The organism is Rhodovulum euryhalinum (genome assembly GCF_004342445.1).
Taxonomy (GTDB): Bacteria; Pseudomonadota; Alphaproteobacteria; order Rhodobacterales; family Rhodobacteraceae; genus Rhodovulum; species Rhodovulum euryhalinum.
Genome location: NZ_SLWW01000005.1, coordinates 192,823 through 216,805 on the forward strand (window position 1 = coordinate 192,823; position 23,983 = coordinate 216,805).

The window sequence follows — 23,983 nt, forward strand, 5'->3', positions numbered from 1 at the left end:
CTGTCTCTGTGCCCCTCATATGGACAAAACCGCCCGTCTGTGAAAGAGCGTCGGCGCAACAGGAGTGTGCCCATGACCACCGTCACCCGCTTTGCCCCTTCGCCCACCGGTTTCCTGCATGTGGGCAACCTGCGCACGGCGCTGTTCAACTTCCTCATCGCGCGCAAGACCGGCGGGCAGTTCATCCTGCGGCTCGACGACACCGATGCCGAGCGTTCGACCCAGGAATTCGCCGACGGGATCATGGAGGATCTCGACTGGCTGGGGCTGGGCTGGGACAGGCTGGAACGGCAATCGGCCCGGCTCGACCGCTATCATGCCGCCGCCGACGACTTGCGCGCGGCGGGCAGGTTCTACGAATGTTTCGAGACGCCCACCGAGCTTGATCTCAAGCGCAAGAAGCTGCTGAACATGGGCAAACCGCCCGTCTATGACCGCGCCGCGCTGGCGCTGTCGGACGCGGACCGCGCGCGGCTCCGGGCCGAACGTCCGGGCCACTGGCGCTTCCTGCTGAATCAGGCGCGGATCGAATGGACCGACGGTATCCTTGGCGACATCTCGATCGACGCGGCCAGCGTGTCCGACCCTGTGCTGATCCGCGGCGACGGGCAGGTGCTTTATACGCTGGCCTCGGTGGTGGACGATGTCGAGATGGGCGTTACCCATATCGTGCGCGGCTCGGACCACGTGACCAACACCGCTACCCAGATCCAGATCATCGAGGCGCTGGGCGGGCAGGTGCCGTCCTTTGCCCACCATTCGCTTCTGACCGGCGCGCAGGGCGAGGCGCTGTCGAAACGCCTTGGCGTGCTGTCCCTGCGTGATCTGCGCGCACAGGGGGTGGAACCCATGGCGCTGTTGTCGCTGATGGCGCGGCTCGGTTCGTCCCAGCCGGTGGACCTGGCGGGCAGCATCGAGGAACTGGCCGAAGGGTTCGAGCTTGGCCAGTTCGGCGCAGCCCCCACCAGCTTCAACGCGGCCGACCTGTTCCCCCTGACCGCCCGCCACCTGCACGGCCTGCCCTATTCAGCCGTCCGGGACGAGATCGCGGCGCTGGGCGTGCCGGATGATCTGGCCGAACGGTTCTGGTCGGTGGTGCGCGAGAATATCGAGACCCGGACCGGGATCGCCGAATGGTGGACGCTCTGCCGCGATGGTGCCGCGCCGCTGGTCGAGGACGAGGACCGCGATTTCGTAGCCGAGGCGTTGTCGATGCTGGGCGAACCGCCCTATGACGCGGACACATGGGCGGCGTGGACCGCAGCGGTGAAGGACAAGACCGGCCGCAAGGGCAAGGGCCTTTTCATGCCGCTGCGCAAGGCCGTGACCGGTCGCGCCAAGGGGCCCGAGATGGCCGACCTGCTGCCGCTTCTGCAGAAGAAACCCGGCTGAGGCGGCGGACCGCATGCAAGTCCCCGCCCCGGCGCGGGGCCGGGGCGTGTCGGGCCAGTCCGATGAAAATCCGACGGTATTCCGATTTCGGACACCGGCCGTTTCAGGGCGCCGCCTCAGATATTCTCGAAGCGCGGCATGCCCAGGACGTGATAGCCGCCATCCACGGTGATGATCTCGCCCGTGGTGCAGGCCCCGAAATCCGAAGCCAGGTAAACCGCTGTTCCGCCTATACATTCCAGCGTCGCATTGGCCCTGAGCGGCGCGTTCATCTCGGTATGCCGGAACGTCTTGCGCCCCCCCGCGATCGCCGCGCCCGCCAGCGTCTTCATCGGCCCCGGGCTGATCGCATTCACCCGGATCCCCTCCGGCCCAAGATCCGACGCCAGGTACCGCACCGTCGATTCCAGCGCCGCCTTGGCCACGCCCATCACGTTGTAGAACGGTGTCACCCGGTTCGAGCCCTGGTAGGTCAGCGTCAGGATGGTGCCGCCGTTCGGCATCAAGGGCTGCGCGCGCCGCGCCACGTCGATCAGCGAATAGCATGAAATCGCGAGGGAATTCTTGAAGTTCTCGCGCGTGGTGTTGATGAAGCGGCCGGTCAGCTCGGTCTTGTCGGAATAGGCGATGGCGTGGACCACGAAATCCAGCGTGCCCCATTCGCCGCGCAGCCGGTCGAAGCAGCGGTCCAGCGAGGCGTCGTCGGTCACGTCGACATCGACCAGAAAATCCGAGCCGACGCTGGCCGCCAGCGGCTCTACCCGCTTGCCGAAACTCTCGCCCTGATGGGAAAAGGCAAGTGCCGCCCCCTCGTCGGCCAGCGCCCTGGCGATGCCCCATGCGATCGAGCGGTCATTGGCGACGCCCATCACGAGGCCGCGTTTCCCCTTCATCAGGTCAGGCATGGGGCGTCATCCGTGATACTTGGACATGACAAGGGTCGCGTTCGTCCCGCCAAAGCCGAAGCTGTTGGACAGCACGCTGTCAAGCTCGACCCCCTCGCGCAATTCGGTCACGATCTCGCCCGCGCGGATTTCGGGGTCGAGTTCGGTGATGTTGGCCGAGGCCGCGATGAAGCCCTTGTCCATCATGATCAGCGAATAGATCGCCTCGTGCACGCCGGTCGCGCCCAGGCTGTGGCCGGTCAGCGACTTGGTGGACGCGATGGGCGGCATCGCCTCCTCGCCGAAGACGGCGCGCACAGCCTTCACCTCGGTCACGTCACCGGCCACGGTCGAGGTGCCGTGGGCGTTGATGTAGTCGATCTTGCGGCCCTGGGGCAGGGTGGCCAGCGCCAGTTTCATCGAGCGTTCGCCGCCCTCGCCCGAGGGTGCGACCATGTCATAGCCGTCGGACGTCGCGCCATAGCCCGTGACCTCGGCATAAATCTTCGCACCGCGCGCCCGCGCGTGTTCCAGCTCCTCCAGCACCACGGTGCCGCCGCCCCCCGCGATCACGAAGCCGTCGCGGGTGGCGTCGAAGGGCCGCGAGGCGGTTTCGGGCGTGTCGTTGTATTTGGAGCTCATCGCGTTCATCGCGTCGAACAGGCAGGACAGTGTCCAGTCCACCTCTTCGCCGCCGCCGGCAAAGACGATGTCCTGCTTGCCCATCTGGATCAGTTCGACCCCGTTGCCGATGCAATGTGCGCTGGTCGAGCAGGCCGAGGTGATCGAGTAGTTCACGCCCTTGATCCGGAATGGCGTGGCGAGGCAGGCCGAGTTGGTCGACGACATGCAGCGCGTCACCATGAACGGGCCCATCCGCTTGGGGCTGCCCTTTTCCTTGACGATCTGGTGGGCGGTGAAGAAGTTCGAGGTCGACGGCCCGCCCGAGCCCATGATCAGGCCCGTGCGGTCGTTCGAGACATCGGACGACTCCAGCCCCGCATCCGCGATCGCCTGGTCCATCGCGATGAAGTTGTAGGCTGCGCCCGCCCCCATGAAGCGCAGGTTGCGCTTGTCGATCAGCGCCTCCAGGTCGATCTGCGGGATGCCCGCGACCTGGCTGCGGAACCCGTTTTCGGCATAGACCGGCTCGAACCGGATGCCGGACCGGCCGGCGCGCAGGCTGGCCTCGACCTCGGCGGCGGTGTTTCCGATGGGTGAGACGATGCCCAGCCCCGTGATGACGACGCGGCGCATGGCGCTCTCCTTCTCTGGCGACTCAGCTTTCCGACAGGGCGACCTTCATGTCTTTGACATGATAGATCGTTTCCCCGTCGGCTTCGACCCGGCCATCGGCCACACCCATGGTCAGCCGCCGGGTCTGCACGGCCTTGGTGAAATCCACGAAATAGGTCAGCATCTTGCGGTCGGGCCGGACCATGCCGGTCAGCTTGACCTCGCCCACGCCCAGCGCATAGCCACGCCCCGGCCAGCCGCGCCAGCCCAGGTTGAACCCGGTCAACTGCCACAGCCCGTCCAGCCCAAGGCAGCCCGGCATGATCGGGTTGCCGGGGAAATGGCACTGGAAGAACCACAGGTCCGGGTGGATATCGAATTCCGCCACCACATGGCCCTTGCCATGGGGGCCGCCATCGGCGCTGATCTCGGTGATCCGGTCCATCATCAGCATCGGCGGTTCGGGCAGTTGCGCGTTGCCGGGGCCGAACAATTCGCCCCGCGCGCATTTCAGCAGATCGTCCCGGTCGAAGCGCGTCGGATAGTCGGTCATGCGGGACCTGCCCCCTTGCCTGCGGCGTTTTTTGCGTCACGCCCCCTGTAGCACCGGCCCTCGCCGAGTGGCAATAGTGCCCGGATGCCGCGCCAAAGCGACGCTGTAGTCCGGAATCATTTGAATTCTCAACTGCGGGACGCCATATATTTCGTATGGCACAACTTAACGAACATCCCACCCATCCGGACGCGATCGACCGCAGCAGCCGCTGGCTGTCCAAGGCTGGTCTGCGCCCGACGCGCCAGCGCGTGAGCCTTGCCGCCCTGCTGATCGGCGATGGCAAGGATCGTCACGTCACGGCCGAGACGCTTTATGCCGCGTCCTGTGCGACCGGTGAAAGGGTTTCGCTTGCGACCGTCTACAACACGCTTCGGGCCTTCTGCGATGCAGGCCTGATGCAGGAAGTCATGGTCGATGGCACGAAGAGCTATTTCGACACGCGCGTCGACGACCACCCGCATTTCTTCTGGGAGGACGAGGGCCGCCTGAGCGACGCCCCCCATGGCTCGATCGAGATCACGCGCCTGCCCGAAGCTCCGGCCGGGTCCGAGATCTCGAAGGTGGACGTGGTCATCCGGCTGCGCCGGATCTGACGCCTAGCGCACCGCACGGACCAGCGCGATCGTCAGAACCGCGACGATCGCGCCCATTCCGTTGAACACGAGGTCCAGCCCGGTGTTGTAGTAGCCCCCGACATTGGTGTCGGGGATCGTCAGCACCGCGATGAATTCGATGATCTCGTTCAGTGCCCCCAGCCCCATCGCGCCGAAGGCCGGATAGGTCAGTGCCGTCCAGCTTCCTTCCGTGTCGGGAAAGTGCCGAACCATCAGGTGCCACAGCATCCAGGCCGTCACGCCGAACCCGTAGGCATGCACCAGCTGGTCGTATTTCAGGACTTTCAGTTCCCCATCGCCCCCGGCGTGCCAGATCATCCAGTTGTAAAGAACGCTGTCACCCACCGGCACGCCGCCGCCCGCCATGTGGGCGAGCCCCCAGAGGCTGAGCGCCCACAGCAGCGCTGCGGGAAACTCGGCCTTGCGCAGGCCGGTGGCGGCCAGCGCGATCATTCCCAGCATGGTCAGCACGTACCAGATGAACTCGTAGTTCCCGCGCGAGAAGAACCACACCGTGAAGCCCGCGACATAGGCCATGGTGAACCCGAAGACGGCCCATTCGCGGCGCTTGATGATCATCCGTTCCTCCTCAGAACCATTGTCCGGGCTCCATCAGCCCCAGATCCAGCAATTGCTGCGAATTCCATTCGAAAGGCACCGAGCCGCGCCACCTGAAATCGGGAATCTCGAAGGTCGAGCCCGCGTTGGTCTTCAGCGCCTTGGCGGTGCGGAACGAACAGATCGCCGCCGTCAGGTTGTGGTGCCAGGGGCAGGCATAGGTGTTGTATTCCGCGTCGTCGAACAGATGCCCGTCCAGCAGGTGCAGCCCCGGTTTCGCGCGGAACAGGCCGATCCGGTCGATCCGGCGCCGCGTCATGGGCACATGTTCCTCGAACCGCCACCTCAGCCCGCCATGGAAATCGAGCTGCCGTTCCTTCGGGTGGCCATGGTTCGCAGGGTCCGGGCGGGCCAGCGCGTAATAGCCCGACCGGTCGATCATCGCCGTCTCGCGCGAGACGGCGTCGGGAAAGCGGTCGAGGTCGCCGGCATAAAGGTCGATCACGTAGGTCAGCATCGCGTCCCGCCGTTCCTCGGCGTGAAAGGCCAGCATCTCGCCCACGGTCCGCGTCTCGCAGAACGGGTAGAACAGGTATTCTGCGTTGTAGCAGTAATAGAGCCACAGCCCCGGTGCGGCCGCGATCACCCGGTTGATGGCCGTGGGCACCGCGTTGTCGGCCCAGATGTCAAGGCTGACGCGATGGACCCGCGCCGCAAGATCCGGGGACAGCTCCAACGCATCCGGGGCGAACAGGATGATCGCCCTGAACCCCAGCCCGGCATGGTGGCGGATCGTGCTGTCCACCTCGGTCAGATCCTCGACGAAGATCAGCGCGACGGGACCCTCCGCCAGCGCCGTGCGCCCGCGTTTCAGGAAATCGTCCAGGCCCTTGTACCGCTCCGGCGCCATTGGCTGGCCCCTGTTGCCCCTGCTGGTTGTGCGCGAGGGTCCGACAAACCCGCCGCCGATGCAAGCGTTGCGGGTAGGGGCGGGTATCGTGTAGGACACCGGCTCAGGCCTTGGGGCCAGATCGTCGGGAACGCGCCATGACTACGCCCAGAAAGCTCTTCATCAAGACCTATGGCTGTCAGATGAACGTCTATGACAGCGAGCGGATGGCCGAGGCGCTGGGTGCGTCGGGCTATGTCACGACCGACACGCCCGAGGCGGCCGACATGATCGTGCTGAATACCTGCCATATCCGCGAGAAGGCCGCCGAAAAGGTCTACTCCGAACTCGGGCGGCTCAAGGCGCTGAAGGCAGCCAATCCCGATCTGAAGATCGGCGTGGCGGGCTGCGTCGCGCAGGCCGAGGGCGCCGAGATCCTGCGCCGCCAGCCTCTGGTCGATCTGGTGGTGGGGCCGCAAAGCTATCACCGCCTGCCCGAACTGGAGGCCCGCGCGCGGTCTGGCGCCAAGGCGCTCGACACCGACTTCCCCGAAGAGGACAAGTTCGACCGGCTGGGCGGGCGGCCCAAGGCGGCGCGTGGCCCGACCGCATTCCTGACGGTGCAGGAGGGTTGCGACAAGTTCTGCGCCTTCTGCGTGGTGCCCTATACCCGCGGCGCCGAGGCCAGCCGCCCCGCCGCGCGCATCCTCGACGAGGCGCGCGACCTGGTAGACCGCGGTGTGCTTGAAATCACGCTTCTGGGCCAGAACGTCAACGCCTATCACGGGGAGGGCCCGGACGGCACCTGGGGTCTCGCCCGCCTGATCCGGGAACTGGCGCGGATCAAGGGGCTGGAGCGGCTGCGCTATACCACCTCGCACCCGAACGACATGGAGGACGACCTGATCGCCGCCCATGGTGATTGCCCGGAACTGATGCCCTACCTGCACCTGCCGGTGCAGTCGGGTTCCGACCGCATCCTCAAGGCGATGAACCGCAAGCATACCGCCGAGGACTACCTGGCGCTGATCGGGCGCATCCGCGCCGCCCGGCCCGATATCCTGATCTCGGGCGATTTCATCGTGGGCTTTCCGGGCGAGACCGACGCCGATTTTGAGGCCACCATGGCGCTGGTGCGCGAGGTTCGTTACGGCCAGTGCTATTCCTTCAAGTATTCGCCGCGGCCCGGCACCCCGGCGGCCGAGCGCGACCAGTTGCCCGAGGACGTGAAATCCGACCGGCTCGCCCGGTTGCAGGCCCTGCTGAACGCCCAGCAGGAAGAGGCGCAGCGCGCCATGGTGGGCCGCACCGTCGGCGTTCTGTTCGAGAAACCGGGCCGGATGCCCGGCCAGATCGTCGGCAAGTCAGATCACCTGCAGGCCGTCCATGTCGAGGCGGGCGCGGACTGGCTGGGCCGGATCGCGCGGGTCGAGATCACGGCGACCTCGCCGAACTCGCTGGCCGGACGGCTGGCGGCCGGATAGGGCGGCGGCGTCAGATGATGGCGCCGCGCACCTTGGCCGAGACCCATTCGCCGACCACCACGAAGACCAGGATGACCAGCAGGATCAGGCTGACCTGCGGCCAGGCGAGCACGTTCAACGAGGACTGCAATTGCAGCCCGATGCCCCCCGCGCCGACCAGCCCCAGCACGGTCGATTCCCGGATGTTGATGTCCCAGCGGAACACCGAGATGCCCGCGAACGCTGGCATGATCTGCGGCACGATCCCGTAGGCCATGACCTGCCATCGGCTGGCCCCTGTTGCGGTGATCGCCTCGACCTGGGTCTGGTCGATCTCCTCGATCGCCTCGTACAGCAGCTTGGCGCAGAAGCCGATGGACCGGATCGCGATGGCGAGAACCCCGGCAAAGACCCCGGGGCCGATGATCGCGATCAGCAACAGCGCCCAGATCAGCGCGTTGATCGAGCGGGTCGCGACGATGATCAACAGCGCCACGGGCCGGATGAACAGCCGCGACGGCGTGGTATTGCGCGCCGCCATGAAGGCCACGGGCACCGCCATCAGCAACGCCAGCAGCGTGCCCAGGGTCGCGATGTTCAGCGTGTCCCAGATCGGGCGGCCAAGCTGCGTGATGTATTCCCAGCGCGGCGGCGTCGCCCGGGTCCAGATATCGCCCGCGATGTTCGGCGCGTCCCAGACGAAGAACCAGGTGGTCGCCTCGGAAATCTGCTGCCAGCAATAGACGAAGATCGCCGTCCCGGTCAGCCATGCCGCCCAATGTGTCAGCGCCTGCCCGCGCGAGCGGCGGCGCCAGATCTGCCTGTCCTCGCGTTCAAGAACGGGCATTACTGCACCCTCGCGCGGATCACACCCGACAGGTATTCCAGCGCCATGACGATCACGATGATCAGGATCAGGATCGCGGCCGCGGTGTCGTATTCGTAGCGGTCGAAGGCGGTGTTCAGCGTGGCGCCGATCCCGCCCGCGCCGACAAGGCCCAGAATGGCGCTTTCGCGGAAATTGATGTCGAGCCGGTACATGGAAAGCCCGATCAGCCGCGGCATCACCTGTGGCTGGACGCCGTAGTTGATCCATTGCAGCCAGCGCGCGCCCGAGGCGCGGATCGCCTCGGCCTGGGCACGGTCCATCGCTTCGATATCCTCGGCCAAGAGCTTTGATAGGAACCCGATGGTGGCGAAGCTGAGCGTGAGAAAGCCCGCCAGCGGGCCAAAGCCGAAGATCGCCACCAGCAGGATCGCCACGATGATTTCCTGAAGCGCGCGGCTGATCGCGACGATGCCGCGGCAGATCAGGTAGACCGGCAGGGGGGCGATGTTGCGCGCCGCCCCCAGCCCGATGGGAATGGAAATCGCGATGCCAACGACCGAGGCCGCCACCGTCATCACGATGCTTTCCACCATGCCGGACCAGATGTCGCCGCCGCGACTGATGAAATCGGGACTGGTAAAGGCCATGACGAAGGCCGCGCCGCGGTCCAGCCCTTCATAGACGCGGGCCCAGTTCACCGGCACGGTGGAGACCGCCGCCACCAGGTAGGCGGCAAAACCCGCCAGCAGCGTCCAGCGCAGCCAGGCACGCTTGATGAAGGGTGGTTTTTTCCAGCCCTTCCCCAGAAGGGCGTTCAACTCGCTGCTCATTCCGCGGCCTCGGCCGGTTCTTCGTCGTCCTCGACCTTCTGGATCGTGGCCTCCCAGTCCTCTTCGCCGTAGATCGAGGTCAGCACCTCGGGCGTGAGGCCGGTGGGCGCGCCGTCGAAGGCGATCTCGCCCAGGCGCAGGCCGACGACGCGCGAGACGAACATCTGCGCCAGCGCTACGTCGTGGATGTTGATGATCGCTGCCAGCCCCCGTTCGGAGCAAAGCTCGCAGATCAGCCGCATGATCTGGCGGCTGGTCTTGGGGTCGAGGCTGGCGGTGGGTTCGTCGACGAGCAAGAGCTTGGGGTTCTGGATCAGCGCCCGGCAGATGCCGACGCGCTGGCGCTGCCCGCCCGACAGTTCGTCGGCGCGCTTGTCGGCCATTGCCAGCAGGCCCACCCGGTCGAGCAGGCGGAACGCCTCGTCCACGTCCGTTTGCGGAAACCGGCGGGTGAAGCTGCGCCAGAAGCCGACATAGCCCAGGCGCCCGGACAGGACGTTCTCCATCACCGTCAGCCTTTCGACGAGGGCATATTCCTGAAAGATCATCCCCATCTCGCGCCGCGCCCGGCGCAGCGCCCGGGCGGACAGATGGGTCAGTTCGGTGTCGCCCAGCCAGACCTTGCCTGCCGTGGGCTCGACCAGCCGGTTGATGCAACGGATCAGCGTCGATTTTCCAGCGCCCGACGGGCCGATCAGTGCCATCACCTGGCCCGGGGGCACCGAAAGGTCGATCGCCTTCAACGCCTGGTCGCCGGTCCTGTAGGTCTTGGTCAGCCCCTCCAGCCGCAGCATCCCCGCCTCCCTTGTCGTTGGTGGGGGACGGCGCAGATGGGCGCCGCCCCCGGCCGTTGTCATTCGCAGGCGTAGCTGACGCCGGTGGCCGCGTCGATCTTGCGGATCACTTCCCAGAACTCCTGGTAGGTGATCGGCAGGAACTGACCCTCGCCGGATTTCGAGAACTCTTCTTCCAGCGTGGTGCCTTCCCACTGGAAGCTGAAGAAGGCGTTCTGGATCTTCTCCTGCAGATCGGGGGTCAGGTTGTAGACAAGGCCGTAGCCGGTGGTGGGGAAGGTCTGCGACTTGTAGATCGAGACGATCTGTTCCGGGGTCACCACGCCGCGTTCCATCATCCGGCCCATGACCGAGTTCGCGATCGAGGCAGCGGGGTAGTCTTTGTTCGCGACACCCAGGATCGAGTTGTCATGCTTTCCCGAGAAGACCGGTTCGAAGTCGCGCTCGGCCTCCAGGCCGAAATCGGCCTTGAGGATTGCAGACGGTGCCTTGAAGCCAGAGTTCGAGGTCGGCGAGGTGAAGGCAAGCTGCTTGCCCTTGATGTCCTCGACCTTCTCGATGCCCGAGCCCGGATAGGTGATGATCTCCATCTCGTAGCCGAAGCTGCCATCGGGGGCCGCCATCATGGTGAACGGGCGGAAGCCCGCACAGTTCACGGCCAGCGGGTTCGACCCGGTGTTGAAGCCCGCGATGTGCAGCCGGCCGGACCGCATCGCCTCGATCTGGGCGGCGTTCGACTGGACCGGGAAGAACATGACCTTCTTGCCGGTCTCTTTCTCGAGATGGGTCAGGAAATCGGCCCAGGCGGTCGCGTAGACGGCCGGGTCCTCGACCGGGGTATAGGCGAAGACCAGCGTGTCGGGGTCGATGAGTTGTGCCGAATCGGTGGGAATGTCGGCGATCAGGTCGCCGTCGCGGTCGCAGAACCGTTCGTCGAGATCGCCGCGGGGGCAATCCTCTTGCGCGCTGGCAGGGCCGGCGAAGGCCGTGAGCGCCGCGGCCGCCGCGACGGAGGCCAGCAGTCGAGTGAGCGAGGTCATTGGTCAGTCTCCCTGGTCTGTTGAGGCCCGGTTGCCCTAGGCTCTTGTTGTTACGGTCCCGTGACAGCATCTGGCACCGCCGTTCGGGGGCACGCCGTACGGATCGTCTGCCGGGGCTGGCCGACCGCCACGGCTTTCACCGCATCCCTCCTCCGGGGCGGTGGTGCGTCCTTCCCCATCCGACAAGGAAACCTTGGGTTTTCCTAAAATTGCAAGAATTTTCATTGCGTGAGGTTACCGAATTCAGTTTGATTCAGTTGAAAAACAATTGGTCCCCGCCATGTCGAAAACTGGCCGGCCGAACGGGGCCAGGATGGATTCGGGGCAACCGGGCGCCCATAGACGAGCAGGACCCGCATGGTGGAGGAGGCGGCACAAGAACCCGGCGCGCAGATCGCCGCGCTGCCCCTGCGCTGGGACCGGCGCGGGGCGCTGCGGGTTCTGATGGTCACCTCGCGCGGCACGGGGCGATGGATCATGCCCAAGGGCTGGCGCATTGATGACGACCGGCCGTGGGAAACCGCCGCGATCGAGGCGCTGGAGGAGGCGGGCGCGGTCGGCCATGTCGGCACCGAAGCGATCGGCTCCTACAGCTATCTCAAGCTGCGCGACGACGGATCGGCCGTGGTCTGCGAGGTCGTGGTCTTCCCGATGCTGGTGGACAAGCTCAAGCGAGACTGGAAGGAACGGCGCCAGCGCAGGCGGCGCTGGTTCAAGGCCAAGGCGGCCGCGCGCCGGGTGGATGAACCCGACCTGGCCGCGCTGTTGCAGCGGCTCGCCGACAAGCCCCGCAAGCGGCCGGATCTGAAGGCGCTGCGCCGGGCGTCCTGACGCCCGCCACCGACTGCGCCGTTCCTCCGCCGCTCGGCAGATGGCGCGTTCCGTCCGGGTTCAGTTGAATTTTGTAGCAATTCCGTCAAATGACGCAGCTATCGCTTGCGATGTGGCCGGGCGGTTGGCACCATATCTGCGCGGCATTCAGCCAACGGAGTCGTTTTTGGGAATCAGCGCCCTGACCCCCCCGACGGAATCGACCGACGTTCACGAGACGCTGCTCGAGTTCCCCGACAACCGTCTTCTCATAGATCTGTGCGGCGAATTCGACCGCAACCTTGCCCAGGTCGAGCACAAGCTCGGGGTTCACATCCTGCGGCGCGGCAACCTTTTGGCCGTGGTGGGCGAGGGGAGCGCGCGCGGGCGGGCGGCTTCGGTGCTGCAACAGCTTTACGCGCGGCTCGAGGCAGGCAAGGGGGTCGATGCCGGCGACATCGACGGGACGATCCGGCTGGGCGACTCGGCCGATGGAACGGGGACGCAGCCGGGCGACCAACTGGAGATGTTCCAGCGAGGCCGGGTCGAGATCCACACCCGCCGCAAGCTGATCGAACCCCGCACCGAGGCGCAGAAGGCCTATGTCCGCGCGCTTTACGAGAACGAGCTTTGCTTTGGCATCGGGCCTGCGGGCACCGGCAAGACCTACCTGGCCGTCGCCGTCGCGGTGAACATGTTCATCGGCGGGCATGTCGACCGGATCATCCTCAGCCGCCCCGCGGTCGAGGCGGGCGAGCGGCTGGGATTCCTGCCCGGCGACATGAAGGAGAAGGTCGATCCCTACATGCAGCCGCTCTATGACGCACTGAACGATTTCCTTCCGGGCAAGCAGGCCGCCAAGCTGATCGAGGAGAAGCGCATCGAGATCGCGCCGCTCGCCTTCATGCGGGGGCGCACGCTGGCCAACGCCTTCGTGGTGCTCGACGAGGCGCAGAACGCCACGACGATGCAGATGAAAATGTTCCTGACCCGGCTGGGCGAGGGCTCGCGCATGGCGGTGACCGGCGACCGGAGCCAGGTCGACCTGCCGCGCGGCGTGGCCAGCGGGCTGGCGGATGCGGAGCGCCTGCTGACGGGGATCGAGAAGATCTCGTTCAGCTACTTCACCTCGAAGGACGTGGTCCGCCACCCGCTGGTCGCCCGGATCATCGAGGCCTATGACGCCGACGATGCCAAGGGCTAGGGCCCGCGTCCTTCACCGACCGCAGACGGAAGTCTAGATCGACCGTCGCCCGATTCGGGTCTTATCCTTTTCCATCCCCGGGGCTGACCTGTCCGGGGCAACGGGTGGCATGACCGCCGCCCGAGGGAGGGAGAAACAAGATGTCTCACAAATATGTGGGCGGGTGCGAGCATGTCCGCACATGGTCCGACCACGATCCGATCGACAACCACACTTGCCACTGCTCGGTCTGCAAGCGGGTAACGGGGCAGCCGACGACCCATGTCGTTTTCTTCAGCCACGGCGATCTGAAGGCGGCGAACGAGGGCAACATGAACCGCCAGCCGTTCAACAGCGAGAACCCGGACGGTCCGCTGGAGCTGTGCACCTGCAAGACCTGCGGCGCGCCGATCATGCTGGACGACAAGCAGCACCGGATCCGGGTGATCGTGCCGAACCTGATGGGCTATCAGTCGCGCGGGCTCGAGGCGAGCTATCACGCCTTCTACGATCCCAAGACCGGCGTGGCGAAACCCAGCGACGGGCGCCCGGTCTACGAAGGGTTGCGGCCGGAATTCGTCTGGCCCGCCGCCTCCTGAGCCGAAGAGGCGCAGATCCTGCGACCGGCACCGGCATGATCCGGTTGCCCTTCGCTCCCGGATGGTTCCGCGCGGCCCTTTGCCGACCTTGGGCCGCCAGCCCACGCACCGGGCGCGGAACCCGGGTCCGCGGGACTCTCCGGTCCTGCGGACCCCACGGCGCGTGTACGCCCCCTTACGCGCGCCGCCGATCCCCGCTAGACCGGGGCCCATGACCGTCGAGATTCTGTTCGAGGACCCGCGCTGGGAGGCGGCCGGCCTTGCCCCGGTGGCCGAGGCCGCCTGTGCCGCGGCGCTCGAGCATCTCGGGCTTGACCCGGATGCGTGGGAGATCAGCCTTCTGGCCTGCGATGACGACCGCATCGCCGGGCTGAACGCCGAATTCCGCGGCAAGCCCCGGCCGACCAACGTGCTGTCCTGGCCCGCCGAAGACCTTGCCGCGGAAACCGATGGCGCGCCGCCGCTTTGCCCAGCGCCACCCGTCGGCGGTATGCCCGCCGAACTTGGCGACATCGCCATCAGCTATGACACCTGCATCCGCGAAGCCGGGGTGCAGGGCATCGCCTTTAACGACCATGTTACACATCTTGTGGTACATGGCTGCCTGCACCTGTTGGGTTTCGACCACATCCGTCCGCAAGATGCTGCCCGGATGGAGGGGCTGGAAGTGGAAATACTTGCCAAGCTCGGGATCGCTGACCCATATGGCTGAATGTGGGCGGTGTGCCCGCGCATTTTGGTAAGGATTGATGGGCGACGAGACCGACGGGTCGTCTAGCGCCGCGCAGGGCGCGCTGGAGACCGACAATCTGGAGAGCCGGGGTATTCTGGGCCGGCTCGTGGCGGCGATCATGCCAGGGTCCGCCGACGCTTCCGATGAGGATGAACCGAACGGCGCCGCGGCGCGGGTCGGTGTGCCGCTTGGAATCGGCAATCTCAGCCGTCTGCGGGTCGAGGACGTGGCGATCCCAAAGGCCGAGATCGAGGCGGTGCCGCTTGACATCGACAAGGACGAGTTGGTGCGGGTGTTCCGCGAAACCGGGATGACCCGGCTGCCTGTCTATGACGGAACGCTGGACACGCCCGTGGGCATGATCCACCTCAAGGATTTCGCCCTGCGCCACGGCTTCAACGGCAAGGGTACGCCCTTCGTGCTCAAGGAGATGATCCGTCCGCTGCTGTACGCGCCGCCCTCGATGCCGATCGGGGTGCTGATGCAGAAGATGCAGAGCCAGCGGATGCACATGGCGCTGGTGATCGACGAATATGGCGGCGTCGACGGCCTTGTGACCATCGAGGACCTGATCGAACAGGTCGTGGGCGAGATCGAGGACGAGCACGACATCGACGAGGGTGCGCTCTGGACGGTCGAGAAACCCGGCGTCTACCTTGCCCAGGCCCGCGCACCGCTCGACGCCTTCGAGGCCGAGGTCGGGATGCGGCTGGTCGAGGCGGATGACGAGGAAGAGATCGACACGCTGGGCGGGCTGGTCTTCATGATGACCGGCCGGGTACCCACGCGCGGCGAGGTGATCCGCCACGACAGCGGCGCCGAGTTCGAGGTGATCGACGCCGATCCGCGCCGGATCAAGCGGTTGCGGGTGCGGCTGCCGGCAATGGGGGCGGCCTGACCCGATGACCGCGCGTCTGGCCCGGGCCGTGCACGCGCTCTGGACCGCGCCGGTTCGGGCGTTTGCGCTGGGCCTTTCGGCTGCGCTGGGCCAGGCGCCTTTCGGGCTGTGGCCGCTGGCGGTTGCCGCGTTCTTCGGCCTGACATGGCTTGTCACGCACGCGCCGGGCCCGCGGCGGGCGGCGCTGATCGCCTGGGCGGGGGGCGCGGGGCATTTCGCGCTGGCGCTGTCCTGGATCGTCGAGCCCTTTCTTGTCGACATCCGCACCCACGGCTGGATGGCGCCCTTTGCTATAGTTGCGATGGCGGGGGGGCTGGCGCTGTTCTGGGGGCTGGCGGGGGGCTTTGCTGGCTGGGCCGGGCAGGGGGTGCGGCGCCGGGCGCTGGCCTTCGCCGTGGCGCTGGCCGCTGTCGAACTGGCGCGCGGCTACGTGCTGACGGGCTTTGCCTGGGCGCTGCCGGGGCATATCTGGATCGGCGCGCCGCAGATGCAGTTGGGCGCACTTGCCGGGCCGGTCGGGCTGACGCTGCTGACCACGTTCGCCGCCGCGCTGCCACTGATCCTGCCGCTGGGCCCCGGGCGGGCGGCGGGCGCCGTGATGGCCGCGCTGATGGTCACGGGCGCGGGGCTCTGGGGCGCGCTGCGGCTTGAGATGCCGATGCCGCCCGATGCCGATCCGCCGCATATCCGCCTGATCCAGCCCAATGCAGCCCAGCACCTGAAATGGCGGCGCGACATGATCCCGGTCTTCTGGGAACGCCAGCTTGCCTTTACCGCAGCCCCCGCCGAGCAGCCGCCCGACCTGATCATCTGGCCCGAGACCGCGGTGCCGTGGCTCCTGAACGACGCGGGCGGCGCGTTGGAGCGGATCGCGGACGCGGCGGGGGACGTACCTGTGATGCTGGGCATCCAGCGCCGCGAGGACGCGCGGTTCTACAACAGCCTCGCCGTGCTGGACCCGGGCGGGGCGGTGTCCCGGGTCTATGACAAGCACCACCTCGTGCCCTTCGGCGAGTACATCCCGCTGGGCCCGGTCCTGGGACGGTTGGGCATCAAGGGGCTCGCCGCGCGGGACAGCTATGGCTATGCGGCCGGGCCGGGGCCGACGGTGCTGGATCTCGGGACGCGGCTTGGCACCGCGCTGCCGCTGATCTGCTACGAGGCGGTCTTCCCGCAGGATCTGCGCGGGCCTGAGCGGCCGCGCTGGCTGGTGCAGATCACCAATGACGCCTGGTTCGGGGACCGGACAGGGCCCTATCAGCATCTCGCGCTGGCCCGGCTGCGGGCGGTGGAACAGGGGCTGCCGCTGGTCCGCGCCGCCAATACCGGCGTCTCGGCGGTGATCGACGCGCGCGGGCGGATCACCCACAGCCTGGCGCTGAACACCGCGGGGCATGTGACGGCGCCGCTGCCGCCCGCGCTGCCGCCCACGCCCTATGCCGGGATGGGGGACATGCCCGCCGCCCTGGCGCTGGCCGCGATGCTTGCCGCCTTGGTCGCAGTCCGGCGGCGGAAATAGCCATTGATTCCGCCGGGGGCGCGGCGTAAGCGATGCTTCGAACCGCCACAACGGCTTCCTGGCGTGGCGGGGATTGTCCCAACGGAGCACTTTCCATGACCCGCCAGAACTACCTCTTCACCTCCGAATCCGTGTCGGAGGGCCATCCCGACAAGGTCTGCGACCGGATTTCCGACGCGATCCTCGACGCCTTCCTCGCCGAGGAGGCCCATGCTCGCGTCGCCTGCGAGACCTTTGCCACCTCGGGAATGGTGGTGATCGGCGGCGAGGTCGGCTTGTCCGACCGGGCCCGGCTGAAACATTTCATGGGCAGCATCGGCGAGATCGCCCGCGACTGCATCAGGGACATCGGCTACGAGCAGGAGAAGTTCCACTGGAACACCTGCCACGTGCTGAACTTCCTGCATGAGCAATCGGCCCATATCGCCCAGGGCGTCGACCGCGACGGCGCGGGCGACCAGGGGATCATGTTCGGGTTCGCCACCGACGAGACGCCCGAGCTGATGCCGGCGCCGATCCAGTATTCCCACGCGATCCTGCGACGGCTGACCGAGGTGCGGAAATCCGGCAAGGAACCGACCCTGCGCCCGGACGCCAAATCGCAGCTGACCGTGCGCTATGAAGGCGGCAAGCCGGTGGCGGTCGACTCGATCGTCCTGTCCACCCAGCACGAGTTCGAAAGCCAGACTTCGGATGACATCCGCCAAATCGTGGAACCCTATATCCGCGAGGTGCTGCCCGAAGGGTGGCTGCACGATGCGACCGAATGGCACGTGAACCCGACCGGCACCTTCGTGATCGGGGGGCCCGACGGCGACGCGGGCCTGACCGGGCGCAAGATCATCGTCGACACCTATGGCGGCGCGGCCCCCCATGGCGGCGGCGCGTTCTCGGGCAAGGACCCGACCAAGGTGGACCGCTCGGCGGCCTATGCCGCGCGCTATCTCGCCAAGAACGTGGTGGCGGCCGGGCTTGCGAAGAAATGCTGCCTGCAGCTGTCCTACGCGATCGGCGTGGCGAAGCCCCTGTCGATCTACGTGGACAGCTATGGGACCGGCGAGGTGCCCGACGAGGTGATCGAGCGTGCGGTGGCCAAGGTCATGGACCTGACGCCGCGCGGCATCCGCGAACACCTGGTGCTGAACCGGCCGATCTATGCCCGCACCGCTGCCTATGGCCATTTCGGGCGCGCCCCCGAGGCCGATGGCGGGTTCAGCTGGGAACGCACCGATCTGGCGGCGGAACTGAAGGCCGCCGTCTGAGGGATTGCGCCGGGCTGACGCCCGTCGCCCGGGGGGCGCGCGCCTTGCGGCGCGCGCCCCCTTCGCGTTTCGGCGGGGGCGGCGCCCTTGACGCGCGGGGCCTGGCGGATTAGGGCGCGGCGCATGAGCGAGCGCCGTCCCAGCCCCGACAGCCCGCGCCGGGAATGGCGCAACTTCTACGGCCGCCGGCATGGCAAGACCCTGCGCGACCGGCACAAGGCGTATCTCGACGCCGATCTCGCCGCGCTCTCTCCCGGGCCGGTTGACTGGGAGGCAAACCCCGAAAGGCGGCCGCTCGACCTGGCCGCGCGGTTCGGCGGGCGCGAGGTCTGGCTGGAGATCGGCTTTGGCGGCGGCGAGCACATGGTCCACCAGGCCGCACGTTACCCCGAAGTGGGCATCATCGGCTGCGAGCCCTTCATCAACGGGGTCGCCATGCTGTTGGGCAAGCTGCGCGAGGCGGGGGTGGACAACGTGGCGGTTCACCCGGGTGACGTGCGCGACCTGTTCGACGTGCTGCCAGAGGCGAGCATCGCGCGCGCCTTCCTGCTCTATCCCGACCCATGGCCCAAGACGCGCCATCACCGCCGCCGCTTCGTGACGCCGGGTTTCCTGGAGCCGCTTGCCCGGGTGATGCGGCCGGGCGCAGACCTGCGGGTGGCGACCGACATTCCGGATTACGTGCGCCAGACGCTGGCCGAGGTGCCGCGGGCGGGGTTCGAGCCGCTGGCCAAGGCACCGGCGGACTGGCGGCAGCCATGGGAGGATTGGCTGTCCACCCGCTATGAAAGGAAGGCTCTGCGCGAGGGGCGCGTGCCGCACTACCTGACCTTCCGGCGGCGCTGAGGCGCGCTTGCCCGCGTATGGGACCGGATGGCGGGCGGTGCAGGAGTATTTGGGCCAAGAAGAAGCCCACCGGTCGCGCGCCGGCCCCGGGCGGAGGCTGGACGCCCCGTGGCACATTCGCTAATCCCGGTCCTGCCAGATCCGCCGCAAGGAGCCCGCGCATGTCCGCCCATGGCGACCCGATCCCGATGATTGCCCGCCGTACCGGCCCCCTGAACGGGATTGCCGATGTGCCCGGCGACAAGTCGATCAGCCACCGCGCGCTGATCCTCGGGGCGCTGAGCGTGGGCGAGACGCGGATCACCGGGCTGCTCGAAGGGCAGGACGTGCTGGATACCGGCCGGGCGATGCGCGCCTTCGGCGCCGAGGTGCTGCACCTCGGCCCGGGCGAATGGCTGGTGAACGGCGTGGGGGTCGGCGGTTTTGCCGAGCCCGGCGACGTGATCGATTGCGGAAATTCCGGGACCGGTGTTCGGCTGATCATGGGGGCAATGGCGACCTCGCCTGTGACCGCTACCTTTACCGGCGACGCCTCGCTCAGGAAGCGTCCGATGGGCCGGGTGACGGACCCGCTGGCGTTGTTCGGCGCGGCCGCCTACGGGCGCACGGGAGGGCGGCTGCCGATGACGGTGGTGGGCGCGGCCGACCCGGTGCCGGTGCGCTATGCGGTGCCGGTGCCGTCGGCGCAGGTGAAATCGGCGGTGCTGCTGGCCGGGCTCAACGCGCCCGGCGAGACCGTGGTGATCGAGCGCGAACCGACCCGGGACCATACCGAGCGGATGCTGGCGGGCTTCGGCGCGACGCTCGGGATAGAGGATACCGAAGAGGGGCGCGTCATCGCCCTGACGGGCCAGCCGGAACTGAGGCCCCAGACCATTGCCGTGCCGCGTGACCCGAGTTCCGCGGCCTTCCCGGTCTGCGCGGCGCTGATCGTCGAGGGCTCGGACGTGCTGGTGCCCGGCATCGGGCTGAACCCGACGCGGGCGGGGCTGTTCGACACGCTGCGCGAGATGGGGGCGGACCTCAGCTATGAGAACCCGCGCGAGGAGGGCGGCGAGCCGGTGGCCGACCTGCGCGCGCGGTTCTCGCCTGCGATGCGGGGCATCGAGGTGCCGCCCGAACGCGCGCCCAGCATGATCGACGAATACCCGATCCTGGCGGTCGTCGCGGCCTTTGCCGAGGGGCCGACGACCATGCGCGGTGTCAGGGAGTTGCGGGTGAAGGAAAGCGACCGGATCGCGGCTATGGCGGATGGGTTGACCGCCTGCGGCGCAAGGGTCGAGACCGGCGAGGACTGGATGGTGGTGCATGGGATGGGGCCGGGCGGACTGCCCGGGGGGGCGACCTGCGCCACCCATCTGGACCACCGGATCGCGATGTCCTTCCTGTGCGCGGGGCTCGCCGCGCGCAACCCGGTCACGGTGGACGACGCCGGGCCCATCGCCACCTCTTTCCCGGTCTTCGAGCCGCTGATGGAAAAGCTTGGCGCCGCGTTCGCGCGGGCCGGGGCATGAGGTTCACGGTCGCCATCGACGGGCCTGCCGCGGCGGGCAAGGGGACGATTGCGCGCGCCGTGGCAGCGCGGTTCGGCCTTGCCCATCTCGACACTGGGCTGCTGTATCGCGCGGTGGGCGCGCGGGTGCTGGAGGGGCTTGATCCGGTAGAGGCGGCGCGGGCGCTGGCCCCGGCCGATCTGGATCGCCCGGACCTGCGTGCGTCCGAGGTCGCCCAGTCCGCCAGCCGCGTCGCCGCGATCCCCGAGGTGCGGGCGGCACTGGTTGCGTTCCAGCGCGCCTTTGCCGCGCGGGACGGGGGCGCGGTGCTGGACGGGCGCGACATCGGCACGGTGATCTGCCCCGGGGCCGAGGTGAAGCTTTACGTGACCGCCAGCGCCGAGATCCGCGCCCATCGCCGCTGGCTGGAGGAGGGCGGCGACGAGGCCCGGGTGCTGGCCGAGGTGCGCGAGCGGGATGCGCGCGACAGCGGGCGCGCCGACGCGCCGCTCCGGGCCGCCGAAGACGCTGTGGTGATCGACACCACGGCGCTGAGCATCGACGAGGCAGTCGCGGTCGCCCTGGCCCATGTCTCGGACCGTCTTCAGGGGCGGCCGCGCGGATAGGCCCACGGTGGGACCGGTGCAAACCGGCCCATTCCCGGGTTTCACAGGCCGCAAGGGCGTCCGGGGCCGTCGCGCGCCCCGCCCTTGGCGACATGGACGCCCCGAAAACCCCGGGCGGTCCGGTTTTCCGGGGCGTTCCGCTTGTCAGCGGGGGCACGCTCGGGCTATAGGCCCCCAATCAACGAACGAGTCGCCGTGCCCCGGTCTTCGGGGCGCGACGGCGTTTTGTTCGAAGCCATGAAAGACCGGCGGAGCCAACCGCCTGGCCGGAAACAGATCACAAGGACCAACTGCACATGTGCGCAAAGAACGCTATGGACGAATTCGAAGCCCTTCTTAACGAGAGCTTCGAAATGGACACGCCGCAGGAAGGCAGCGTCGTCAAGGGCCGGGTCATCGCCATCGAGGCGGGCCAGGCCATCATCGATGTCGGCTACAAGATGGAAGGCCGCATCGATCTCAAGGAATTTGCCAATCCGGGCGAGGCCCCCGAGATCGCCGTGGGCGACGAGGTCGAGGTCTATCTCGACCGGGTCGAGAATGCCCGTGGCGAGGCCGTGGTCAGCCGTGACAAGGCCCGCCGCGAAGAGGCGTGGGACCGTCTGGAGAAGGCCTATGCCGAGGATGCCCGCGTCGAGGGCGCGATCTTCGGCCGCGTCAAGGGCGGCTTTACCGTCGATCTGGGCGGCGCCGTGGCGTTCCTGCCGGGCAGCCAGGTCGATGTGCGCCCGGTGCGTGATGCCGGCCCGCTGATGGGTCTGAAGCAGCCCTTCCAGATCCTCAAGATGGACCGCCGCCGCGGCAACATCGTGGTCTCGCGCCGCGCCATCCTGGAAGAATCGCGTGCCGAGCAGCGCGCCGAGATCATCGGCAAGCTGACCGAGGGCGATGCCATCGACGGCGTGGTCAAGAACATCACCGAATACGGCGCCTTCGTGGACCTCGGCGGTGTCGACGGCCTGCTGCACGTCACCGACATGGCCTGGCGCCGGGTCAACCACCCGTCCGAGATCCTGTCGATCGGCGAGACCGTCAAGGTTCAGGTCATCAAGATCAACAAGGAAACCCACCGCATCAGCCTGGGCATGAAGCAGCTTCTGGAAGATCCGTGGGATGCGGTCGAGCGTAAATTCCCGCTCGGCTCGGTCCACAAGGGCCGCGTGACCAACATCACCGACTACGGCGCGTTCGTCGAACTGGAGCCGGGCGTCGAGGGTCTGGTGCACGTGTCCGAGATGTCCTGGACCAAGAAGAACGTCCATCCCGGCAAGATCGTCTCCACTTCGCAAGAGGTCGACGTCATGGTGCTGGAGATCGACACCGCCAAGCGTCGCGTGTCGCTGGGCCTCAAACAGACGATGCGCAACCCGTGGGAGGTCTTTGCGGAAACGCATCCCGTCGGCACCGAGGTCGAGGGCGAGGTCAAGAACATCACCGAATTCGGCCTGTTCATCGGCCTGGACAACGACATCGACGGCATGGTCCACCTCTCGGATCTCAGCTGGGACCAGCGCGGCGAAGAGGCGATCCAGAACTACCGCAAGGGCGACATGGTCAAGGCCGTCGTCACCGAGGTCGACGTCGAGAAGGAACGCATCTCGCTGTCGGTCAAGGCGCTGGACGGCGATCCGTTCGCCGATGCCATCGGCGGCGTGAAGCGCGGCTCGATCATCACGGTGAGCGTGACGATGATCGAGGAAGGCGGGATCGAGGTGGAATACGAGGGCATGAAGTCCTTCATCCGCCGCTCGGACCTGTCGCGCGACCGGTCGGAGCAGCGCCCCGAGCGGTTCCAGGTCGGTGACAAGGTTGACGTGCGCGTGACCAACATCGATTCCAAGTCGCGTCGCCTGGGCCTGTCGATCAAGGCGCGTGAGATCGCCGAAGAGAAGGAAGCCGTCGAACAGTATGGCAGCTCGGATTCGGGCGCCTCGCTGGGCGACATCCTGGGCGCCGCGCTCAAGGGCGAAGGCAAGTAAGCAGGCACCGGTACGGCCGGTTCCGGAACGGCCCCGCATCCCGGTGCGGGGCCGTTTGCATTTGCCCGAATCACGAAACCGCGAGGCGATGGGGCCTGCCCCGCCGGCCCTGTCGGCGCCCTGTTTCGACGCGCGAAACGGCGGACAATTGCGCCGTCCGACGCGGCTTTCCGCCGCTTCCCCTACGGTTTTCAAAGGCTTTCTGTTTCTCCGAAGGACAAAACATGCCTATAGTCCGCAAGCCTCGGCCGCGCTGGCGAGAATGGCATGGAACAGGGACGTTGCAGCGATGATCCGATCCGAATTGATCCAGAAGATTGCCGAAGAGAACCCGCATCTTTACCAGCGCGACGTCGAGCGGATCGTGAACACGATCTTCGAAGAGATCATCGCGGCCATGGCGCGCGGCGATCGGGTGGAATTGCGCGGCTTCGGCGCGTTCTCGGTCAAGAAGCGTGACGCACGGACGGGGCGAAACCCGCGCACCGGCGAGTCGGTCGATGTGTCCGAGAAATACGTGCCTTTCTTCAAGACGGGGAAGCTGCTACGCGATCGGTTGAACGGAAAGTAAACGGGTCAGACCATGCGCGCCATTCGCTATCTCTTCCTTCTCGTTCTGGCCATCGGCCTTGTCGTCGTGGCCATGGCCAACGGCCAGCCGGTCACGCTGAACCTGCTGCCCGAGGAACTTGCGACCTTCTCGGGGGTTGCGTTGTCCATCGAACTGCCGCTTTACGCGGTGGGCTTTGGCGGGCTGCTGGCGGGGCTTCTGATCGGCTTCATCTGGGAGTGGCTGCGCGAGAGCAAGTACCGCTCGCAGGCCAGCCGGCAGCGGCGCGAGGCGGCCAAGCTCAAGCGGGAACTCGACAAGGTGAAGTCCGACAAGCACAAGAGCGAGGGGCGCGATGAGATCCTCGCGCTGCTTGAGAAGGGCGGCAAGACCGGCTAGA

At 67.1% G+C, this 23,983-nt stretch carries 25 protein-coding genes and 1 riboswitch; of the genes, 16 read left to right on the top strand and 9 right to left on the bottom strand.

Annotation, left to right across the window (positions count from 1 at the left end):
• Positions 1 to 72: 72 nt before the first annotated feature.
• Positions 73 to 1,392 carry a glutamate--tRNA ligase gene (gltX, locus tag EV655_RS08005; protein ID WP_132543605.1) on the top strand — a complete coding sequence of 440 codons (1,320 nt, stop codon included), beginning with the start codon at positions 73 to 75 and terminating at the stop codon, positions 1,390 to 1,392.
• 116 nt (positions 1,393 to 1,508) lie between these two features.
• Here the strand turns inward: gltX and EV655_RS08010 are convergent, their stop codons facing one another.
• From EV655_RS08010 to fabA, 3 genes are read right to left on the bottom strand one after another with little or no spacing between them, the layout of a single operon-like run.
• Positions 1,509 to 2,297, bottom strand: a complete 789-nt coding sequence (locus tag EV655_RS08010) for an enoyl-ACP reductase FabI (RefSeq protein WP_132543607.1) — start codon at positions 2,295 to 2,297, stop codon at positions 1,509 to 1,511.
• Between the two features lie 6 nt (positions 2,298 to 2,303).
• Positions 2,304 to 3,533, bottom strand: a complete 1,230-nt coding sequence (gene fabB, locus EV655_RS08015) for a beta-ketoacyl-ACP synthase I (protein WP_132543609.1) — start codon at positions 3,531 to 3,533, stop codon at positions 2,304 to 2,306.
• A 22-nt stretch (positions 3,534 to 3,555) separates the two neighbouring features.
• Complete coding sequence (gene fabA / locus EV655_RS08020; protein WP_132543611.1) at positions 3,556 to 4,065, bottom strand: bifunctional 3-hydroxydecanoyl-ACP dehydratase/trans-2-decenoyl-ACP isomerase; 510 nt, start codon at positions 4,063 to 4,065, stop codon at positions 3,556 to 3,558.
• 155 nt (positions 4,066 to 4,220) lie between these two features.
• On the opposite strand from fabA, the gene irrA reads away from it, so the two are divergent.
• On the top strand, positions 4,221 to 4,661 hold the full coding sequence (gene irrA, locus EV655_RS08025; protein ID WP_132543613.1) for an iron response transcriptional regulator IrrA: 441 nt from the start codon (positions 4,221 to 4,223) through the stop codon (positions 4,659 to 4,661).
• 3 nt (positions 4,662 to 4,664) lie between these two features.
• Here irrA and EV655_RS08030 read toward each other — a convergent pair whose 3' ends face one another.
• Together EV655_RS08030 and EV655_RS08035 are read right to left on the bottom strand one after the other, a co-directional pair.
• A complete protein-coding gene (locus tag EV655_RS08030) occupies positions 4,665 to 5,261 on the bottom strand; it encodes a DUF2238 domain-containing protein (protein WP_132543615.1) in 597 nt (198 codons plus the stop codon).
• A gap of 10 nt (positions 5,262 to 5,271) precedes the next feature.
• Positions 5,272 to 6,150 carry a glycosyltransferase family protein gene (locus EV655_RS08035; RefSeq protein ID WP_132543617.1) on the bottom strand — a complete coding sequence of 293 codons (879 nt, stop codon included), beginning with the start codon at positions 6,148 to 6,150 and terminating at the stop codon, positions 5,272 to 5,274.
• A 137-nt stretch (positions 6,151 to 6,287) separates the two neighbouring features.
• On the opposite strand from EV655_RS08035, the gene miaB reads away from it, so the two are divergent.
• Positions 6,288 to 7,613, top strand: a complete 1,326-nt coding sequence (miaB, locus tag EV655_RS08040) for a tRNA (N6-isopentenyl adenosine(37)-C2)-methylthiotransferase MiaB (protein ID WP_132543619.1) — start codon at positions 6,288 to 6,290, stop codon at positions 7,611 to 7,613.
• Between the two features lie 10 nt (positions 7,614 to 7,623).
• On the opposite strand, the gene phnE (EV655_RS08045) is transcribed toward miaB, so the two are convergent.
• From phnE (EV655_RS08045) to phnD, 4 genes are read right to left on the bottom strand one after another with little or no spacing between them, the layout of a single operon-like run.
• Positions 7,624 to 8,439 carry a phosphonate ABC transporter, permease protein PhnE gene (gene phnE, locus EV655_RS08045; protein ID WP_132543621.1) on the bottom strand — a complete coding sequence of 272 codons (816 nt, stop codon included), beginning with the start codon at positions 8,437 to 8,439 and terminating at the stop codon, positions 7,624 to 7,626.
• Positions 8,439 to 9,251, bottom strand: a complete 813-nt coding sequence (phnE, locus tag EV655_RS08050; RefSeq protein WP_132543623.1) for a phosphonate ABC transporter, permease protein PhnE — start codon at positions 9,249 to 9,251, stop codon at positions 8,439 to 8,441. The genes phnE (EV655_RS08045) and phnE (EV655_RS08050) overlap by 1 nt, the downstream gene beginning before the upstream one ends.
• On the bottom strand, positions 9,248 to 10,045 hold the full coding sequence (phnC, locus tag EV655_RS08055) for a phosphonate ABC transporter ATP-binding protein (protein ID WP_132543625.1): 798 nt from the start codon (positions 10,043 to 10,045) through the stop codon (positions 9,248 to 9,250). Before phnC ends, phnE (EV655_RS08050) begins: the two co-directional genes overlap by 4 nt.
• 59 nt (positions 10,046 to 10,104) lie before the next feature.
• Positions 10,105 to 11,085, bottom strand: coding sequence for a phosphate/phosphite/phosphonate ABC transporter substrate-binding protein (phnD, locus tag EV655_RS08060; RefSeq protein ID WP_132543627.1), 981 nt, complete (start codon positions 11,083 to 11,085; stop codon positions 10,105 to 10,107).
• Positions 11,086 to 11,445: 360 nt separating this feature from the next.
• Here phnD and EV655_RS08065 point away from each other — a divergent pair, with 360 nt between their 5' ends.
• The 13 genes from EV655_RS08065 to EV655_RS08125 all read left to right on the top strand — a co-directional run bounded on the left by EV655_RS08065 (position 11,446) and on the right by EV655_RS08125 (position 23,982).
• A complete protein-coding gene (locus tag EV655_RS08065; protein WP_243645025.1) occupies positions 11,446 to 11,916 on the top strand; it encodes an NUDIX hydrolase in 471 nt (156 codons plus the stop codon).
• A gap of 166 nt (positions 11,917 to 12,082) precedes the next feature.
• Complete coding sequence (locus EV655_RS08070) at positions 12,083 to 13,099, top strand: PhoH family protein (RefSeq protein WP_243645026.1); 1,017 nt, start codon at positions 12,083 to 12,085, stop codon at positions 13,097 to 13,099.
• Between the two features lie 140 nt (positions 13,100 to 13,239).
• A complete protein-coding gene (locus EV655_RS08075; protein ID WP_132543633.1) occupies positions 13,240 to 13,677 on the top strand; it encodes a GFA family protein in 438 nt (145 codons plus the stop codon).
• A gap of 211 nt (positions 13,678 to 13,888) precedes the next feature.
• A complete protein-coding gene (gene ybeY, locus EV655_RS08080) occupies positions 13,889 to 14,389 on the top strand; it encodes an rRNA maturation RNase YbeY (RefSeq protein ID WP_132543635.1) in 501 nt (166 codons plus the stop codon).
• Positions 14,390 to 14,426: 37 nt separating this feature from the next.
• The gene (locus EV655_RS08085) at positions 14,427 to 15,308 is read left to right on the top strand and encodes a hemolysin family protein (RefSeq protein ID WP_132543637.1); all 882 of its coding nucleotides are present in this window, start codon (positions 14,427 to 14,429) and stop codon (positions 15,306 to 15,308) included.
• Between the two features lie 4 nt (positions 15,309 to 15,312).
• Positions 15,313 to 16,827 (top strand): apolipoprotein N-acyltransferase, encoded by a 1,515-nt coding sequence (gene lnt / locus EV655_RS08090; RefSeq protein WP_132543639.1) that lies wholly within the window; start codon positions 15,313 to 15,315, stop codon positions 16,825 to 16,827.
• 39 nt (positions 16,828 to 16,866) lie between these two features.
• A riboswitch (SAM-SAH riboswitch) is annotated at positions 16,867 to 16,916 on the top strand.
• A gap of 6 nt (positions 16,917 to 16,922) precedes the next feature.
• Positions 16,923 to 18,089, top strand: a complete 1,167-nt coding sequence (gene metK, locus EV655_RS08095) for a methionine adenosyltransferase (RefSeq protein WP_132543641.1) — start codon at positions 16,923 to 16,925, stop codon at positions 18,087 to 18,089.
• A 123-nt stretch (positions 18,090 to 18,212) separates the two neighbouring features.
• Positions 18,213 to 18,935, top strand: a complete 723-nt coding sequence (gene trmB, locus EV655_RS08100; RefSeq protein ID WP_132543643.1) for a tRNA (guanine(46)-N(7))-methyltransferase TrmB — start codon at positions 18,213 to 18,215, stop codon at positions 18,933 to 18,935.
• A gap of 161 nt (positions 18,936 to 19,096) precedes the next feature.
• On the top strand, positions 19,097 to 20,449 hold the full coding sequence (gene aroA / locus EV655_RS08105) for a 3-phosphoshikimate 1-carboxyvinyltransferase (protein WP_132543645.1): 1,353 nt from the start codon (positions 19,097 to 19,099) through the stop codon (positions 20,447 to 20,449).
• Entirely contained in the window at positions 20,446 to 21,054 is a 609-nt protein-coding gene (locus tag EV655_RS08110) for a (d)CMP kinase (RefSeq protein WP_132543647.1), read from the top strand. Before aroA ends, EV655_RS08110 begins: the two co-directional genes overlap by 4 nt.
• Positions 21,055 to 21,350: 296 nt before the next feature.
• Entirely contained in the window at positions 21,351 to 23,033 is a 1,683-nt protein-coding gene (gene rpsA / locus EV655_RS08115; protein WP_132543649.1) for a 30S ribosomal protein S1, read from the top strand.
• Positions 23,034 to 23,322: 289 nt separating this feature from the next.
• Positions 23,323 to 23,604, top strand: a complete 282-nt coding sequence (gene ihfB / locus EV655_RS08120) for an integration host factor subunit beta (RefSeq protein WP_132543651.1) — start codon at positions 23,323 to 23,325, stop codon at positions 23,602 to 23,604.
• 12 nt (positions 23,605 to 23,616) lie between these two features.
• Positions 23,617 to 23,982, top strand: coding sequence for a lipopolysaccharide assembly protein LapA domain-containing protein (locus tag EV655_RS08125; RefSeq protein WP_132543653.1), 366 nt, complete (start codon positions 23,617 to 23,619; stop codon positions 23,980 to 23,982).
• The last annotated feature ends 1 nt before the right edge of the window (position 23,983 follow it).

Coding starts and splice junctions, on each gene's coding strand:
- phnD (WP_132543627.1), bottom strand. CDS start 11,085: ATGACCTCGCTCACTCGACTGCTGGCCTCCGTCGCGGCGGCCGCGGCG.
- miaB (WP_132543619.1), top strand. CDS start 6,288: ATGACTACGCCCAGAAAGCTCTTCATCAAGACCTATGGCTGTCAGATG.
- metK (WP_132543641.1), top strand. CDS start 16,923: ATGACCCGCCAGAACTACCTCTTCACCTCCGAATCCGTGTCGGAGGGC.
- aroA (WP_132543645.1), top strand. CDS start 19,097: ATGTCCGCCCATGGCGACCCGATCCCGATGATTGCCCGCCGTACCGGC.
- EV655_RS08030 (WP_132543615.1), bottom strand. CDS start 5,261: ATGATCATCAAGCGCCGCGAATGGGCCGTCTTCGGGTTCACCATGGCC.
- EV655_RS08110 (WP_132543647.1), top strand. CDS start 20,446: ATGAGGTTCACGGTCGCCATCGACGGGCCTGCCGCGGCGGGCAAGGGG.
- trmB (WP_132543643.1), top strand. CDS start 18,213: ATGAGCGAGCGCCGTCCCAGCCCCGACAGCCCGCGCCGGGAATGGCGC.
- phnC (WP_132543625.1), bottom strand. CDS start 10,045: ATGCTGCGGCTGGAGGGGCTGACCAAGACCTACAGGACCGGCGACCAG.
- ihfB (WP_132543651.1), top strand. CDS start 23,323: ATGATCCGATCCGAATTGATCCAGAAGATTGCCGAAGAGAACCCGCAT.
- fabA (WP_132543611.1), bottom strand. CDS start 4,065: ATGACCGACTATCCGACGCGCTTCGACCGGGACGATCTGCTGAAATGC.
- phnE (WP_132543623.1), bottom strand. CDS start 9,251: ATGAGCAGCGAGTTGAACGCCCTTCTGGGGAAGGGCTGGAAAAAACCA.
- EV655_RS08010 (WP_132543607.1), bottom strand. CDS start 2,297: ATGCCTGACCTGATGAAGGGGAAACGCGGCCTCGTGATGGGCGTCGCC.
- EV655_RS08075 (WP_132543633.1), top strand. CDS start 13,240: ATGTCTCACAAATATGTGGGCGGGTGCGAGCATGTCCGCACATGGTCC.
- fabB (WP_132543609.1), bottom strand. CDS start 3,533: ATGCGCCGCGTCGTCATCACGGGGCTGGGCATCGTCTCACCCATCGGA.
- irrA (WP_132543613.1), top strand. CDS start 4,221: ATGGCACAACTTAACGAACATCCCACCCATCCGGACGCGATCGACCGC.
- EV655_RS08125 (WP_132543653.1), top strand. CDS start 23,617: ATGCGCGCCATTCGCTATCTCTTCCTTCTCGTTCTGGCCATCGGCCTT.
- gltX (WP_132543605.1), top strand. CDS start 73: ATGACCACCGTCACCCGCTTTGCCCCTTCGCCCACCGGTTTCCTGCAT.
- rpsA (WP_132543649.1), top strand. CDS start 21,351: ATGTGCGCAAAGAACGCTATGGACGAATTCGAAGCCCTTCTTAACGAG.
- lnt (WP_132543639.1), top strand. CDS start 15,313: ATGACCGCGCGTCTGGCCCGGGCCGTGCACGCGCTCTGGACCGCGCCG.
- EV655_RS08085 (WP_132543637.1), top strand. CDS start 14,427: ATGGGCGACGAGACCGACGGGTCGTCTAGCGCCGCGCAGGGCGCGCTG.
- ybeY (WP_132543635.1), top strand. CDS start 13,889: ATGACCGTCGAGATTCTGTTCGAGGACCCGCGCTGGGAGGCGGCCGGC.
- phnE (WP_132543621.1), bottom strand. CDS start 8,439: ATGCCCGTTCTTGAACGCGAGGACAGGCAGATCTGGCGCCGCCGCTCG.
- EV655_RS08035 (WP_132543617.1), bottom strand. CDS start 6,150: ATGGCGCCGGAGCGGTACAAGGGCCTGGACGATTTCCTGAAACGCGGG.